Here is a 17,529-nt window from a genome sequence, read left to right as displayed (position 1 = left end):
TTGTTAACGTGGATTTTTTTCGATTCCTGTATTAGATACGTGTAATGGGATTTGAATAGCTTTTCGTTTATCGTCTTTTGTTAAAATATTATCCGCTTGATTATATGATTGATGGGTTACTTTTAAAGCAAACCTTTTAATATCAAGCCATCTTAAGCCTTCATGAATAAATTCTCTTCTTCTGATTTCAGCAATTGCTTTTATATAAGAAGCTTGTACAGGAGTTAAGCTATAAAAGGGTGTGTATTCATCAGTTATAACAGGATATTTTGCAATTACTTTAGCTTCTGTTATTTTATCAGTAGCGATATTGTAATTTTTTACACGAATTGACATAAAGTAATCTAATTCTTTATTAGCCAAATCGATTTGATTGGTCATAATCAGTGCTTCGATTCTGTTTAGGTACAACTCGTCATTACTTAATAATACAAGACCGGTAAACGGAAGACCAATTCCAGCATTTGCGTTAGTATATTTAAAGTATTCAGTAAATTTAGGAACGAAAATAGTGATTTGACCATTGTAAGATAACGGGCGGTATAAATATTCTTTATTTACTAAATTTGTTGATACTCCAAAGAGTTCGTCTCTATTTGCGCCTGTTAATTGAAATCTATTTGAATAAAAACTTCTAGAGTAAATAGATGAAGCAGAAACAATTAATAGGTTAGTGTTTTCACTTTCTTGAGAATATTTTCTTGTACCTGTATTAAAATCTACATCTAAATAGGATTGATAGTTTCTTAATTGATCAATTTTGTTTGCAGATAATTCATTAGAAACTTCTAAAACCTTATTCCATTCGCCTGTAATGGCATAAAAACGACTAGCAAATGCGTTTGCAGCAGCTTTGTTAAAGTGGAATTTTGGCAATTTGTAATTACTATTGACATATTTAAGGCCTTCTTCTAAATCTGCTTTAATATAATTGAAAACTTCTTCCACTGTATTTCTAGTGTATTTTTTTATCAATACGTCTTCGGGTTCTAATACATATGGTATTCCCAAATCAGTTTTTGCTGTTGCAGGATTATACCTTTGAGAAAAAAAGCTAACAAGCATAAAGTGAGAATAAGCTCTGGCAATAAGTGCTTCTCCTTTTTGAGGATTTAAATTACTTGGGTTACCTAATTTTTTTATGGCATCAAGTGCTTGATTGGCATGTGCAATAGCATTATAACAAGCATCCCAATAAAAAGAAGGAGTGTCTCTTTGAATATCATCCTGCATTTCCCAGTTGTAATTTTGAGTGTTCTTTATAGTTGTCAGTGTTAAATCACCACTGTCAAAAACATTATCCGTCATTGTTTCAGCAAATTCCATATAGTTGGCTTGCGGATATGCATTAACTAATATTTCAGATATTTTTTCTGGTGTATTTAATTGTGTTCTGTTGTCAGGAATCTCAGAAAGGAAATCATCGCAACTACTTGAAAGTACTAATGTCAATAAGAGACTTAGTGTTATATTTAGTTTTCTCATTTTTTTGGTTTATTAAAAAGATACGTTGATAGAGAATGTATACTGGCTAGTTATCGGTTGAGATACTCCACCAGATCTATAAAATTCAGGATCTTGTCCGTTTAGTTTCTTGTCAGAATAGATTAAAAGTGGGTTAGCTGATGACCCTTTCAATGTGAAGATGTTAAGTCCTAATTTTTTCTTTAAATCTTTAGGGAATTCATAGCTAATAGCTACATTTTTTAATCTTACGAAAGTACCGTCAGCAACACGTTCATCTGAAAAATTATAAGCATTGTATGCTCTTGTTAAATCTTTTGAATCTGCTGCATAGTTTGCAATTAATCTTTTGTCAGCAATAACCGGAATTGTTGTTAATGCTTCATCTCCTGGATTGATCCATCTATTTGTGAATTCTTTAGTAAAAACAGTTAAATCGTCATAACTGTCAGAGTATATAGGATTCAAACGAACTTTGTTTCCTCCAGCAGCAACAATAAGAACACTTAAAGACCAATTGTCATAAGTAAAGGTGTTGGATATACCTGCAGATTTGTTAGGTTCAATTGATCCTTCGTATTTTAAATACTTAGTTACATTTTCTGAATCTTGAAAATTTGCTCCAGATACATTATCTAATTCTCCTTCAGGCATAATAAAAGTAGGTAATCCTTGGCTGTTTAATCCTGTAAATTGATAAGAATACAAGGCATTTCTTGGATGACCAATTGCATTTCCTCCAGTCCCATCTACTAAACCTAATACTGATGGTGTGTTTTGTAATTTTGTAATTTCTTGATCAAATATGGAGAAATTAAAAGATGTTGACCACTTTAATCTAGTGTTGTTTAGGTTTTTTGTTGTAATAGCAAGCTCGATACCCTTAGTTTCCATATTGGCATTATTTCCTTGCTTTAATTTTTGACCTCCAATACCTGAAGTAGTTACAAAATCAACTAAATCAAACGCTTTACGTCTGTAAACATCAGTAGTGAATTGAATTCTGTTATTGAATACACCTAAATCTAAACCAATATTGGTTTCAAATTGTTTTTCCCAAGTTAAGTCTCCGTTTTGAAGTTCATCAATATTCAAACCAGTTTCTCTATCTCCAAGATTAAGACGGTCAGTTACAAAACTTCTATAGATAGCTAATGAATTTGTTGCTGGCCCGGCCGTAGCAGTTAAGCCATATGAGCCTCTTAAGCTTAAGGTGTTCAACTTTTCCATGTTTTTCATGAAGCCTTCCTCCTTAATATTCCATTTTCCACTAAAAGTATAAGTTGGTAGCCATCTAGAAGAACCGCTATTTCCTTGTCTATTAGAACCATCATATCTTCCTGTGATAGATGCTGTATAACGTCTGTCGTAAGTGTATCCTACTTTTCCAAAGAAACCAACGGTTCTTTCTCTTTCTTCGTTAAAACCAAAATATGATTCGCCACCATTTATTAATTTTTCTAATATTCTAGGATCTGTAAATGCGGTTAAACCTTTATTATATTGTATTCCGTATGATGTGAAATTATTACTATTTCTATCAACAGATCTAAGTTCTTGACCAAATAAAGCATCAAATTCATGAATTTCATTAAACACATTTTTGTAGCTAAAGCTATTACGAATATTAAATGAGGTTAAATCATTAGAAAATTTTCTTAATATTCCTCCATTTGGTAATACTGAAATTTTTGGAGCTGTTAAGTTGTCTGGATCTTGGTACAAAAAGATGTTTTGATCTCTTACAATAGTAGTTTCTTGAGCATTATAAGCACCAACTATATTAGATTTTTCTAAAATATTATGTTCTCTTGTTGTATTAGCACTTCTAATATTTCCTGTGAAATTGTAAGTGAATTTTGGACTTATTTTGTATTCTAAATCTGCCTGAAAACGAATGTCTTTCACTTTGATGTCCATATAATTGTTTTCTAATTCTTCAATTATATTTATAGGTGCCCAATTGTTTCTATAGTACTCGTAATTACCATTTTCGTCATAGGGTCTCAAGGTTCTGTTGGTGTTCAATACATAATTAAATGGGTTGATGTCAAAGTCTCTTGTTGTGCTTCCGCTTACACCATCTCTGAGGCTGTCATAACTTCCTGGCGCAGACTGGTTCCTCAAAGAGGCTTGTGTTGATAATGTAAGACTTAATTTATCATTAATAAAAAAAGTATTTTTAATGTTTGAAGTAAATTGTTTTACATTGTCTGCTAATGTCCATCCAGGATCATTGTAAAATCCAAGTGATGCAAAATAAGAATTGTTTACACCTCCTCCAGATAAGTTCAAAGAGTGATTTTGTGTAATTGAAGGTCTGAATAAAGCGGCAAACCAATCTGTATTTGCTAACTCATACTTTTGTAAGAAAGCATTTCTACCTGCTGCATCATTTTTAACTCCAAAAGTACCATTAGTTGTGTTGTAGGTATTAATTGCTCTAGAAAGAATATTATAAACGCCTCCATATCGGCCTTGAGAAGTTGAAGGTAAGTCAAGGAACCCTTTTGCTTCAATTTCTTTAAGAATACTCATAGTTTCTTGAGAATTTAAAATATCATACTGACTATAATTAGGTACTGTTCTTACAGTTTGTTCTAATGAATAGTTTATGTTTAATGGAGATTCTCTTTTTCCTTGTTTAGTGGTAACTACAACTACACCATTTAAGGATCTTGAACCATAAATAGAAGTTGCAGAAGCATCTTTCAAAATTTCAATACTCAAAACGTCATTAGGATTCAATCCAGCTATTGAAGAGCTTAGTAGTGTTTCTGAGTTACCAGAAGCTAGGTCTTGAAACGATAGGTTTACTATGTCTTCTTGTACAATACCGTCAATTACCCAAAGTGGTTTTGTGTCACCAAAAATAGATGAAGATCCCCTAACTGTAATTTTTGGAGCAGTTCCAAAAGTTCCAGTTACGTTTTGAACTGTTACACCAGCAGCTTTTCCTTCAATCATTCGGCTGATATCAACAACTCCTTCAACTAATAATTCTTTTTCAGTGATTTTACTTACTGCACCAGTAAATGTTCTTTTAGATGTTTTTTCGTATCCTGTAGTTACAACTATTTCTTTAAGTTTTTCACCAACTTCTTTTAGAACAATTGTTTGGGGTAAGTTGTTTATGTTTACTTCTTTTGTTTCCATTCCAATATATGAAATGACAAGTGTAGTGTTGTTTTCAGGCACTGAAATCGCAAATTTACCATCATAGTCAGTAAGCGTTGTAATTTTAGTTCCTTTAACTAGAATGGTTGCGCCAGGTAGAGGGTTTTGGTCTTCGTCTACAACTTTTCCGATTATGGTTCGCTTGTTTTGATTAGTTGTATTCAATTTATCAATGTCAATAGAACTTGCTTTCTGTAGTTTATTTTGTAAAATGATTTGATTGCTTACTTCAAAGTATTCTATATCAAGAGGATTAAGAATATTCTTTAGTATGTTAGAAAGTGACTCATTTGTTGCTTGGTAGTTTACTATAGAATTAAGTTGACTAATTCTAGAATTGTATGAAAATTTTACATTAGCGGATTTTTCTAGTTTCTTAATTACTCTATTTAAGTTCATGTTATTAAGGCTAACAGAAATTTTAGTATCTAATTTTTTTTGTCCTTTGACACTATTTGCAAGGGTAATTGTTGAAAACACAAATGCTAACAGGATTTGATATAATGTTATTTTCATGATTCGATAGAGTAATCGTTGTTTAACAACAGGTTTTTTCATAATTTTGGTTGGGTTTTATTAGTACTTATTACGGGTATTTTAAACTCTTTTGATTACTTTTTACAGAAAGTAATTTGGTTTTTTTTAATCGGTGTCAAAATGTTACAGCATGTTGGCACCTTTTTTTTTTAATCTAAATTTTTACATAGGCATAATTTTAATTGCAACCATCGGTTGTTATAATAATTTGATTTTCATTCATTTCGTAGCTGGTGTTTTTTCCTAATGCATTGCATATAATCTTAAGTTTTTCTAGTAATGGTTCGTCGCTAAGCGATGTGGTAAGAAAGCAATCTTTAAGTTTTTGTTTTGGATAGTCTATCTTAACTTGATAAGCTTGTTCAATAGTGTTGAAAATTTGAGTAACTGGAATGTCATTAAATTCAAAACTTAGTTGTTCAATATTTGTACTAGATTGGAATAAAGATTTGTCTTTAATGATATCAGTAACTTTATCAAATGTTGCACTCTTTTTAGTAAAACGAACCGCTTCATTAGGTAATAAAGTGATCTCTTCATTTTTGTTAGTACTATTTTTTTGTGACTTCACTTTTACTTTACCTGTTCTAACCAATACTTCAATGTTGGGTTGGTTTTCAAAAGCACTGATTCTGAAGCTTGTCCCGACAACTTTTGTAACAATTTCATTGGCAAAAACAAGGAAGGGTTTCTTAGGGTTTTTACTAATTTCAAAAAAACCTTCACCCGATAAATAAACTTTTCTTTCATTTCCAGTAAAATGTATTGGATAGCTTAGTTTACTATTGGGTTGTAGCAATACTGAACTTTTATCAGATAATATTATGATTTGAGGTTTGTTACTATTGTTAATTTGTACAATAATGCCGTCATGAATGTTTTTTGTTAAAACATTATCGTTTTTTGAAGCAGTATTTTTAAGATGTAAGTTGTAAAAGCTGTATCCGAGAAAAACGAAAAGTAAAAGGGATGCTGCTAATTGTGTCCATTTAATGTGTGGTATATTGAAGGTTGTTTTGTTCTTTTTTTGCTCCTCTTTTACTTCAATTTTGTCCCAAGTAGAAAGTAGTGCAGATTGTAGCTCTTCTTGGGTCACTTTTTGTACATTAGTCTTTAATGCTAAAATCCAAAGCCTAGATTCTTCTACTAATTTTGCTCGTTTTGAATTTTCTAAAGTCCATTCTTCCCAGTTTTCATTGTCTTGGTTGTTATGTACCCATAACTTGAATGATTCGTCCATTAAAAAATCATCAATCTCAGTATAAAAGTCTCTTTTTTGCATTTGTGAAGGGTAGTTATAAACACATAAAGGACAATTGTTTTAAAATATACTCATCAAATTGTGAAAATTTTTAAAAAAAAGATTATGTTTTTGAGAAGTTCTTGTAAATGAATGGTTTTTTTGAAGGAGTTTAGATGGATAATCTTCCAATTTACTATTTATGAAAGTTTTTTTTGGAATAAAAGGACTGTAATTGTAGTTGAATTAGGTGAATTTTGAAGAAACAAAAATTGATATTTTTAAATTTAAATCAATGTATAAATGATTATGTATAGCTTTTTTATTTCTAGTTTTTTAATCTATGAATTATTATTTGATTCATTTATCAGCAAGTAAAATTTGTTTTTTTACTGAATATAATTAAAGTAAGCTTATTCATTTATACTCTATAAAAACATGCTATTTTGGTAGATCAAGAAATTGTAAAAATGAATGTCAAGTATTGTACCTGATTATAAATTAGGATGTTTTTTTAATGTAAGTTTAAATTATGCTTTCTTATTGCTAATTTTGAATAGATAAAAAAGGTAAAATAAATATAAAAGTACTCCAATCTTTACGAAGTTTGAGGAGTGATCTGTGAAGTAAATTGCTAGTAGATTGATAGTTTATGTTTAAAATTTCTGCTATTTGATCAATGCTTAGCCCTTGATGATATCTAAGGAATAAAACTTCTTTTTGTTTTGAAGGTAGCTGATTTATTAATTTGTTTAGTTGACTAATTCTGTCTCTACTATTTTCATCTATTATTAATTCATGTTCAATAGAAAAATCAAAAAGAAATTCTAGTGCTTTTGTCGATGTTGACGTATTAAATATTTTATCACGTTCTTGTTGTCTAGCAATTCTTTTGCGAACACTAGATAATAGATAGATTTTAGGTGAAATATTTTCATTTAGAGACTGTTTGTATAACCAAACATCCACAAACACGTCTTGAATGCAATCTTTGACTTTATCCTCGTTTGATGAGAAGGAACACCCGTACAAAACTAATTGATTGAAATATTTTTCAAACAAATTTGAAAAAGCTTTTTCATCGCCATTAATTAATTGTTTCCATAATAACTCATCGTCAATTACTTTGATATGTTCGGAGGATTCTATCAATTTATTCGGTGTTTGGTATTAAATTTTTGTTAATATTTTGTAATAGTACGATTAATATCAAAAACATACAAATTAAACTATTTATTTGTGTTTACATTTTTTAAAACACTATTTTTTTGTTAGTAAAATACTAATAATGCTAATTTATTAATGTTTTATTGGTATTATTTAAAAATAAATCTTTGTAATTGATGTTAAAAAAACATAGTTTAGCAAATCAACCGTTTTAGAAAAAAACTATATTAATTGATGTTTTATTGATAATATTGATTAAGTTTTAAAATATAAAAATTTGTTGTTATTTATTTCATATGAATTTGAAAACAGAGAATAATCAGAAAAACAGATTAAGACACGTGCTTTTTGGCAGTTTGATAGGAACGACCATTGAGTTTTTTGATTTTTATATTTATGCCAATGCCGCGGTATTGGTTTTTCCACAACTTTTTTTTCCGAGTACAGATGCTACTATGGCTACGTTGCAGTCACTAGCTACGTTTTCTATTGCTTTTTTATCGCGTCCCTTAGGTTCGGCTTTTTTTGGACATTTTGGGGATAAGATAGGTCGTAAATTTACCTTGGTAGCCGCATTACTAACGATGGGAGTTTCTACCGTTGCCATTGGTTTTCTGCCGAGTTATGCTAGTATTGGTATTGCAGCACCTTTGTTGTTGATGTTGTGTCGTTTTGGACAAGGCGTTGGTCTAGGAGGAGAATGGGGTGGAGCTGTTTTACTAGCCATCGAGAATGCGCCAGCCAACAAGAGAGCTTGGTACGGAATGTTCCCACAGTTAGGCGCTCCGATAGGTTTGTTGCTTTCAGGAGGGACTTTTTTGCTTTTAACGGATAGTATGTCCAACGAAGACTTTATGAATTATGGTTGGCGAATTCCCTTTATAGCCAGTTCGCTTTTGGTAGTGGTTGGTTTTTATATTCGAACTAAAATTTCTGAAACGCCTTCTTTTGAACAGGCTAAAAAAGTAGAAGAAGAAGTAAAAATCCCGTTTCTTACCTTGCTTACCTCTTACAAGAATCAATTGATTTTTGGAACCTTGGCGGCAGTGACTACTTTTTTGGTTTTTTATTTAATGACGGTATTTACGTTAAGTTGGGCAACTTCTGATTTGGGTTTCACCAAAAGAGATGCTCTGTTGATTCAGTTGTTCTCCGTGCTCTTTTTTGCGCTGTTTATTCCTGTTTCGGCAGTGGTTGCAGATGCGATTGGGCGTCGCAAAATGCTTGTTTTGGCTACTATTGCCATAGCTGTTTTTGGTTTTTTCTTCCAATTTTTTCTTAGTTCGGGAAGTGCTGTAATGGTAACTGTTTTCGTTTGTATCGGAATGGCATTAATGGGATTTACCTATGGTCCTTTAGGCACCTTTTTGTCTGAGTTGTTTCCAACACAAGTCCGTTATTCAGGAGCTTCCTTAACCTTTAATTTAGCAGGAATATTTGGAGCTGCTTTTGCCCCTATGATTGCCATTTGGTTGGCTACGGATTATGACATTTCGTATGTGGGGTATTATTTGACGGGGGCTGCTTTGTTGAGTTTAGGTTCTCTTTTAGTAATTTCTAGAAAAAGTCATCAGTTTTAAGTTTAGCTTATGAATTGGTTTTGATGTAAGACCAGTTTAGTCATATTAAAGTTGACATACTTTAAACTATTATACATTAATGTCTTTGAATTCATACTTAATAGCATAACGAATCATATTTGTAAAAGCTTCCGTTGTTAATTCTGGAATTGGGAGAATAGAATTTAACAAAGTAGTGTTGTATTCATTTTTATCAGCAATAAAATAAGGTTTTAGATGCTTACCAATGCTTTCATAATATAATTTTTCGATAGTATTTTGGTATTGAAAATCTGGTGTGTTTTCTACAAAAGTATACTTAGCGTAGTTTACTTCTTCCATAATTATTTTTAATCCTTCTGAGATATTGAAACTTTTATGATTGACAATATTTAGCTGTTCGATATCTTGTCTTTCAAAAGTTTTTAAAATTGCCTTAGCAACATAATCAACCGGAATGATATTTAAAACGGTTTCTTTATTGATAATAAACCTAATACTGTCTTGTTTCTTTTTTCGCTTAGCAGTGAAATGAAAAAACTTTGCTACAAGATAGAAAACCATATATTTCGGTATGAAATAATTGTTTTCATTACTCATCATTTTGCCTCCAATGACACTTGGTCGTAATATTTGAAACGGCAGACCATAAGCGCTACATTCTTTAGCAATAAATTTTTCTGAATGAAGTTTTGCATTTTCATAACTATTTCGATGATTGGGTTCGAAATCTAAATTATGGAAGTCATTTTCGATAAGTCCATTTCTTGTTCCAGAGGCAAAAGCAGTACCAATGTAGACGAATTTTTTGATATAAGGATGTAACGTAGTAAAAAGTTCTTTTGTAATTAGGAAATTCTCGTTGAAAATTTTCTCTTCTACTTCCTCGTCCGTAGAAAGATTTACGTAACCAGCGGAATGAATCAAATATGATCCAGAAATTTCTTCTAATAATGATGAGTTATTGCTCTCAAGATTTATTATCTCATAATATTTTTCAAGATTCTCAAGTCCAAAATCTAAAAGTATTTTAGGAGTATAATCACTGGTTAATAGTTCAGTAATGCGATCAGATGCTGATTTTTTGCCATTACTTCGAGCTATGATGTATAATTTAGAATATTCGTTTTTATTTATAAAAAGTTCTAAGAACTCATACATTATATGTGATCCTAAAACACCTGTTGCTCCTGTTAGAATTATTTTCATTGTTTTTTTTTGAGCTGCAAATATAGTGTAATTGAATGCATACTTTAAGTTGTTTGGATTGGAGGTAACCATTACTTTTTTGGAGTAGGATTGAAGTTGTCTGTTTTTGAAAGATTTCTTTTTTAAAATAACTTACTTTTGCATTAAAACAATACCGCTTTGAAACAAAAACTCTTTCTCATCACGCCACCGTTTACCCAACTCAATACTCCGTATCCAGCGACCGCGTATATGAAAGTTTTTTTGAATACCTTTGAAGTACCCTCGGAACAAGAGGATTTGGGTATTGAGGTGATTTTGAAATTGTTTTCGAAAGAAGGACTTGAAAATTTGTTTAAAGTTCAAGGTTTAAAGTTTAAAGTTTCTGAACAAATTATTTCGCATAATTCGAAACGTATAATTGCCCTACAAGACGAATACCTCCAAAACCATAGATCCAGTAATTGCTTTTTTGCAAGGAAAAAATCCAACTTTGGCTTTGTAAATTTGTCAAGAAGACTATTTGCCTGAAGCGTCTTGTTTTAAGCAATTAGTAGAGAATAATATAAATTTTAATATTCAAATTGCATATTAAAAGGTCTTCAAAGTTTATTTTGAAGACCTTTTTTTATCGTTTTAAGCTAAAGTGATTTTTAAATTCAGAACCGTTTTTTCGAGTAGCCATAAACCAATAATCCGTAGCTGGAAGTACATGACCAAGATATGTTCCATCCCAAGAATCATTATTTCTTAATTCTTTGACCAGTTTACCATAGCGATCAAATATTCTGATGGACGAGTTAGGTTCTAAATAGTTAAAATCAATTGTCCAAGTATCGTTGAAGCCATCATTATTTGGTGTAAAGAATTTTGGATACGGAAGTGCATCTACTAGATTAATACATTCACTATTTATAGCATCGAGAATAGTTATCAAAATTGGAATTCGGGTACTTTCGCAATTGTTTACAGTTTGAGAGGCGTAATAGGTTATTCCATTCGTTAGTAAAGTGGATTCAGGTAAACTTATCAAAGACGTGAGACTATCGAACCAATTTATATTTTGTCCTAAAATCGAAATATCGCTAATTTTTGCATTTTTTTGAACGCAAAAGGATTGTATTGCTTCTGCTGTTGGTGGAGTACTATCTTGTATAATTGAAGTAACCGCTAGTCGTTCACTTTCACAACCATTAATTGTTTGTGCTGCAAAGTAGGTCTTTCCGTTTTGAAGAGTAGTGTTGTTTGATAAAAGGTTGCCACCTACTTGGGCATCATACCACTTGATGGTAGTTCCAGAAATAGTTAAGTTAGAAAGAAGTGGATTTTCATCGATACAAAATTGTTGATTGCTTTTCGCTAATGGTAATGGTGTATCTTGAATTCTAATTAGAATTGGAATTCTACTACTTTCACAACCTATGATTTGAGAAGCATAATAGGTAGTATTGTTTACTAATAATTTGTCATTAGGGAGAGTAACTGTCGAAATAGCACTATCATACCATTTTATATTTTGTCCTGATATCTGTATGGAATTAAGTGATGCTTTTTCATTTTTACAGAAGGATTGAAATGCGTTTGCAGTTGGGCTAGGCGGAGTATTTGTAATCGAAACAGTAATTCCTAATCGTTTACTTTCACAATTATTAATGGTTTGAGTAGCGTAATAAGTTGTGCCATCAATAAGATTTGTAGTTGCTGCTATGGAAGAACCATTACTAGATGCATCGTACCATTTTATGTCGGTTCCAGTTATTTGAATAGCAGCAATCGTTGGGTTTTGATTACTACAAAAGGTTTGATTTGTATTTGTGATTGGTGTAGGTGTATTTTGAATATTGATTAAAACAGCAGTTCTCTCGCTTTCGCAGCCGTTTAAAGTTTGTGATGCATAGTAAGTAACGCCGTTTTGCAAAGAAGTATTACTAGCGAGTAGATTTCCATTGGTTAAAGCATCGTACCATTTTACATTTTGCCCTGTGATGGCAATCGAATTTAAAGTTGTATTTTGTTGGATGCAAAAGGTTTGGGGAGAGGTTGAAACAGGCAAAGGTTGAGCATTAATTATTACCTTTTGGTCTTGAGTAACCGAATTTCCATTTCCATCTTGATAGTTCCAAACAATTGTGTAAGTTCCGGGTAATGTATAAAATAATGGGCTTGTAGTGGTTCCTGTAACAACTCCTGTACAGGCATCTGTGGCAGTTGGAATTGTTGTAATTGAGGTGTTACAGTCTCCATAAATAGTAGGTAAAGTTGTTAAATCAGGGATGGGTGCATCTGCATCTCCAACAAAAACATCTATACTTTTTGTGTCATCACAACCTCCTGTTCCAGTTATGGCACAAAAATATTTGCCACTATTTATGGCAGTAACATTAGGAATTGTTGGGTTTTGTAGTGATGAAGTAAACCCATTGGGACCAGTCCAGGAATAATTGGTTCCACCTGAGGCCTTAAGTTCAAGAGTAGTTCCTGTGCATATTGAATTATTACTAGTGACGGTAATATTAGAAACACAGTCTTTGAATTTTATCAAAAAAGTATCAATATCTCCATTCTTATTTTTTTGAAATGCATCTGCTGAAGCAATATTAGTGTTACTGTATGTCCATCCAGATATATAAAAAACACCATTTTTTTCGTATGCGATGTCTCCAGAATAATCTGCGCTTTCTCCTCCATAATAGGTTCCCCAAATTCTTTCACCTGAAGCTTTAAATTTTATAATATACAGATTAGAATGTCCTTTAATGTTTTCTTGATAAGATCCAATGGTTGCAATATTATTACTACTTGTACCACTGCTAAATAGATAAATTGAATTATTTTCATCAATGTTTAGTGAGTTGTTTCCCCAATCACCATCATATCCTAATCCTCCATAAAACGTACTCCAAATTAAATTTCCGTTATTAGTAAATTTAGCAAGATAAATATCATATTCACCCCCGTTTTTTTGTTGATAAGAATTTATGTTTCCAATACCGTCAATGCTTCTAGTATGGCCTGTAATTATAAAATTATTTTCATTATCAATTTTAATATTACTATTTATATCATAATCGTACCCACCATAATAAGTACCAAATACTCTCTCTCCATTCGAGTTGAATTTTACAACAAAAGAATCATTCCAATGCATTGTGTCATAATGAAATTTTTCATTATATGAACCAACTGTAGCAATTCCATTAAAACTATCAGTTGTTCCTGAACAGAAAATATTATTATTAGAATCAACATCAATTGAAATTATGGAATCATGTCCATCATTGCCACCATAATAGGTAGCCCATATCCTTTGTCCATTAGGAGAAAATTTTGCAAGAAAACCGTCTGAACCTTGATTCTGACTTGATGTTGTTGGGGGTACTGTAGGTTTAAAACTGTTGGCAGTAGCTATATTATTAATACTATGAGTTAAACCTGCAATTAATATATCTTGATTATTATCAATTTTTATACTTGTTGCATCTTCGACAAATTCTCCGCCATAGTATGTACCCCATATTCTTTGTCCATTTTGATCAAATTTGATTAACATTACATCATACCATTCGTTATAAGTTGTTTGATGTGATCCTGGTGTAGCAATATTTGTTGTACTTCCTGTGTCTCCCAAAGCATAAAGATTATTATTACTATCAAAATCTATTGCTCTAAATATATCTCTATGATTTCCACCATAATATGTGCCCCAAATTCTTTCGCCATTTTTATTGAATTTTGAGATAAAGGCATCAATATATTCAATAAGACTTGATTGATGACTAGCACTAGTTGCTATGTTAGTTGCGCTTGAGGTATGCCCGCCTATGTAGACAAACTGATTATTTGTTTTAACAATACCATTAAAATTGTTTTCTTCTCCTTCACCTCCATAATACGTCCCCCATAGCCTAATGGGCACAGGGTCAATTACCACAGTTTTGCCAGATACATTTTCAGCACTTTCAAAGCCATACACATTCTTCTTAATTTTTTTATATCCAACCGCAATCTCTTTTTTAACTTCTCCATCTTCAGTCCAACTGGCAGGTAGGGTTTCCTCCATTTCGCCAAAACGAACGCTCATTCGGATTTTATTGTCAACTAATGCTGTTTCAGCTCCTCTAAACTTTAATTGTATATCTGATATATTTCCTTTTGGGTGGATTACAAAATTGTATTCTACGGTTTTTAATGTGTCTTTTGGAACCGTGAAAACCACATCAATGTTAGGGTAAATGTTTTTATAGGTGATTTGTTGGTATCTATGAACTTTCAAAACACCATTGGGCTTATTGGAAACGTTATAAAAATTATCGTAATCTTTCGATTTTTCTTCTTTTATGAGTTCTACATTAGGATTTGAATTCAGAAAGTCAATGTCTATCCTATGGTAAATGTGCTCTAAAGAATAATCAGGAATTACTTCTTTATTTTTTTCGGGTTGTAATGATGGATGAATTTTTGATTTTTGCTTTTCAGTCAGTGGATGTTTTTTGGTTTCATAAATATCATATGAAAAACCATTAGTTTTAATTTGAACATTCAATCCAGCTGAGTTTAGAAGATATTTTACTGCATCATTGGGTTTGCCATTTTGGTCTATAATTTGGCCTTTATTCTCTTTAAAACCAATTGTTTTGTTTTTATTTTGAGCAAAAGAAGAAGTGATTATTAAAATAAGTAGTAGGAATATTTTGTATTTCATTTTTCAAATTTAACAGGCATAAATGTAGCTAATTATATATAAAAAGAGCAATCTATCTTCGAGATTATGTGTATTTTTTAATCAAAATTTTGGCAACCAATCTTTTTCAAAAAAAACAATTTTTATCCCTTATTTTTGCATCAAAACAATACCGTCTTGAAACCAAAACTCTTTCTCATCACGCCACCGTTTACGCAACTGAATACCCCGTATCCAGCGACAGCGTATATCAAAGGTTTTTTGAACACCCTTGAAGTGCCCTCAGAGCAAGCGGATTTGGGTATTGAGGTGATTTTAAAATTGTTTTCGAGAGAGGGATTGAGCCCCCTAGCCCCCAAGGGGGGAACTAGCAACTTGTCTGATAATGCGAAAAGAATAGTAGCACTTTGGGACGAATATCTCAAAACCATAGATTCAGTGATTGCTTTTTTGCAAGGCAAAAATCCAACCTTGGCTTTGCCAATTTGTCAAGAAGATTTTTTGCCCGAAGCGTCACGTTTTGCGCAATTGGAGGAGTTGGATTGGGCTTTTGGTACGATGGGAACACAGGATAAAGCCAAACATTTGGCAACTTTGTACCTTGAAGATATTTCGGATTTTATAGTCGAATGTGTCGATGAAAATTTTGGGTTTAGTCGTTATGCTGAGCGTCTGGGTCGAAGTGCCAATTCGTTTGACGAATTGTACGATGCTTTGCAAAAAGAACCTACTTATATTGATGGTATTTTATTGTCTATTTTAGAAGAAAAAATAGCCAGAATTCAGCCTGAATTATTGCTGATTTCTGTGCCTTTTCCTGGGAATTTGTACAGCGCTTTTCGTTCGGCACAGTGGGTGAAAAAGCATTATCCGAATATTAAAATTGCAATGGGAGGTGGCTTTCCCAATACCGAATTGCGTTCGCTTTCGGACGCTCGAGTGTTTGAGTTTTTCGATTTTATTACTTTAGATGATGGGGAACTTCCTGTTGAATTACTAATTTCCAATATTCAAAATCCAAATTCCAATGAGTTCAAAAGAACTTTTCTGCTAGAAGAAGAAAAAGTCATTTATAAAAACAATGCTACTAGACCTGATTATAAACAATCGCAAGTAGGTACTCCAGATTATACAGATTTGTTGTTGGATCAATACATTTCTGTAATCGAAGTGGTGAATCCGATGCATCGAATGTGGAGTGATGGTCGTTGGAACAAGTTAACGATGGCGCATGGCTGTTATTGGGGCAAATGTACTTTTTGTGATATCTCTTTAGATTACATCAAAATCTACGAACCCATAGCCGCCAATTTGTTGTGCGACCGAATGGAAGAAATGATGACGCAAACGGGTCAGAATGGCTTTCATTTTGTTGACGAAGCAGCGCCACCAGCTTTAATGCGAGCTTTAGCACTTGAAATTTTACGACGAAAATTATCGGTTACTTGGTGGACGAATATACGTTTTGAGAAAAGTTTTTCGGCCGATTTATGTCGATTACTAAAAGCTTCAGGTTGTATAGCAGTTTCGGGTGGATTGGAAGTAGCTTCTGATCGTTTGTTACAATTAATTGATAAAGGAGTAACCGTGGAACAAGTAGCCAAAGTGACTCGCAATTTTACGGAATCAGGTGTTATGGTACATGCGTATTTGATGTACGGTTACCCAACCCAAACGGTTCAAGAAACGATAGACAGTCTCGAAATGGTGCGTCAATTGTTTGAAGCAGGAGTGTTGCAATCTGGATTTTGGCATCAGTTTGCGATGACGGCTCATAGCCCAGTGGGATTGTATCCAGAGCAATTTGGTGTTACGCCAGAACTACTTCCCTTACAAGGTTCAGAGAAAGGAATTTTTGCCATCAATGACATTAATTATACTGACAAAACAGGTATTGACCACGAAAAATTTAGTTTCGGATTGAAGAAATCCTTGTTCAATTTTATGCATGGTATTTGTTTCGACTTTGAGCTGCAAGAATGGTTCGATTTCAAAATTCCAAAAACCAAAATTCACCCTGATTTTATTTTTAATGCACTTCAAGAAGAAGAAAATTTCACCACAAAACCTACAGCCAAAGTAGTTTGGTTGGGAGGAAAACCTTCGGTTGAATATTTTACTAAATCCAAAAAAGGCAATTCTTGGGAACTCGCTAAATTGACCTTTCACGATAAAAAAGAAAGTTTTGCTGTTCAAACCAATAAAGCGGAAGGCGAATGGTTGCTTGCTATTTTAGATAAAATTTCAGTTTCACAATCCAAAGTGTATTCTTTTCAAGAAATTAAAGCTGATTTTGAAGACCATTTATCCGATTTTGAGCTGTTTTGGTACTCAAAACCGATGCAAACGTTGCGCTCCTTTGGATTATTAATTTTGTAATTTATTTACATTTTTCTTTCGAAATCTATCGTTAGAAAAACCAATTTTCATTATTTCTTTTAAAACAGTTTACTACTTAGTATTTTTTGTATAAAACTTACTTTAACTGTGTTACGAAAACGTTTTCTTTAATTACA

8 protein-coding genes and 1 pseudogene are annotated in these 17,529 nt (G+C 32.4%); 3 read left to right on the top strand and 6 right to left on the bottom strand.

The window, feature by feature from the left end:
* Positions 1-3: 3 nt before the first annotated feature.
* The 4 genes from WFZ86_RS08405 to WFZ86_RS08390 form a co-directional block, all read right to left on the bottom strand.
* A complete protein-coding gene (locus WFZ86_RS08405) occupies positions 4-1,485 on the bottom strand; it encodes a RagB/SusD family nutrient uptake outer membrane protein (RefSeq protein WP_342691520.1) in 1,482 nt (493 codons plus the stop codon).
* A 12-nt stretch (positions 1,486-1,497) separates the two neighbouring features.
* Positions 1,498-5,199 (bottom strand): SusC/RagA family TonB-linked outer membrane protein, encoded by a 3,702-nt coding sequence (locus WFZ86_RS08400; RefSeq protein WP_342691519.1) that lies wholly within the window; start codon positions 5,197-5,199, stop codon positions 1,498-1,500.
* Positions 5,200-5,356: 157 nt separating this feature from the next.
* Entirely contained in the window at positions 5,357-6,460 is a 1,104-nt protein-coding gene (locus WFZ86_RS08395) for a FecR family protein (protein WP_342691518.1), read from the bottom strand.
* Positions 6,461-6,964: 504 nt separating this feature from the next.
* Positions 6,965-7,570 carry an RNA polymerase sigma factor gene (locus WFZ86_RS08390; RefSeq protein WP_342691517.1) on the bottom strand — a complete coding sequence of 202 codons (606 nt, stop codon included), beginning with the start codon at positions 7,568-7,570 and terminating at the stop codon, positions 6,965-6,967.
* Positions 7,571-7,881: 311 nt separating this feature from the next.
* On the opposite strand from WFZ86_RS08390, the gene WFZ86_RS08385 reads away from it, so the two are divergent.
* A complete protein-coding gene (locus WFZ86_RS08385; RefSeq protein WP_342691516.1) occupies positions 7,882-9,165 on the top strand; it encodes an MFS transporter in 1,284 nt (427 codons plus the stop codon).
* Positions 9,166-9,234: 69 nt separating this feature from the next.
* On the opposite strand, the gene WFZ86_RS08380 is transcribed toward WFZ86_RS08385, so the two are convergent.
* Positions 9,235-10,353, bottom strand: a complete 1,119-nt coding sequence (locus tag WFZ86_RS08380; protein WP_342691515.1) for an SDR family oxidoreductase — start codon at positions 10,351-10,353, stop codon at positions 9,235-9,237.
* Between the two features lie 159 nt (positions 10,354-10,512).
* Between WFZ86_RS08380 and WFZ86_RS08375 the strand changes: the two are divergent.
* Positions 10,513-10,834, top strand: a pseudogene (locus WFZ86_RS08375) (radical SAM protein); the annotation flags it as partial.
* Positions 10,835-10,960: 126 nt separating this feature from the next.
* Here WFZ86_RS08375 and WFZ86_RS08370 read toward each other — a convergent pair.
* Entirely contained in the window at positions 10,961-15,034 is a 4,074-nt protein-coding gene (locus WFZ86_RS08370) for a DUF7948 domain-containing protein (RefSeq protein ID WP_342691514.1), read from the bottom strand.
* Between the two features lie 156 nt (positions 15,035-15,190).
* Between WFZ86_RS08370 and WFZ86_RS08365 the strand changes: the two genes are divergently transcribed.
* Positions 15,191-17,392: a B12-binding domain-containing radical SAM protein gene (locus WFZ86_RS08365; RefSeq protein WP_342691513.1), complete on the top strand. Its 2,202-nt coding sequence runs from the start codon at positions 15,191-15,193 to the stop codon at positions 17,390-17,392.
* Positions 17,393-17,529 lie beyond the last annotated feature (137 nt).

The sequence above is a fragment of the Flavobacterium polysaccharolyticum genome (genome assembly GCF_038739875.1).
GTDB lineage: Bacteria > Bacteroidota > Bacteroidia > Flavobacteriales > Flavobacteriaceae > Flavobacterium > Flavobacterium polysaccharolyticum.
This window is presented reverse-complemented; position numbering and strand designations above follow the sequence as displayed.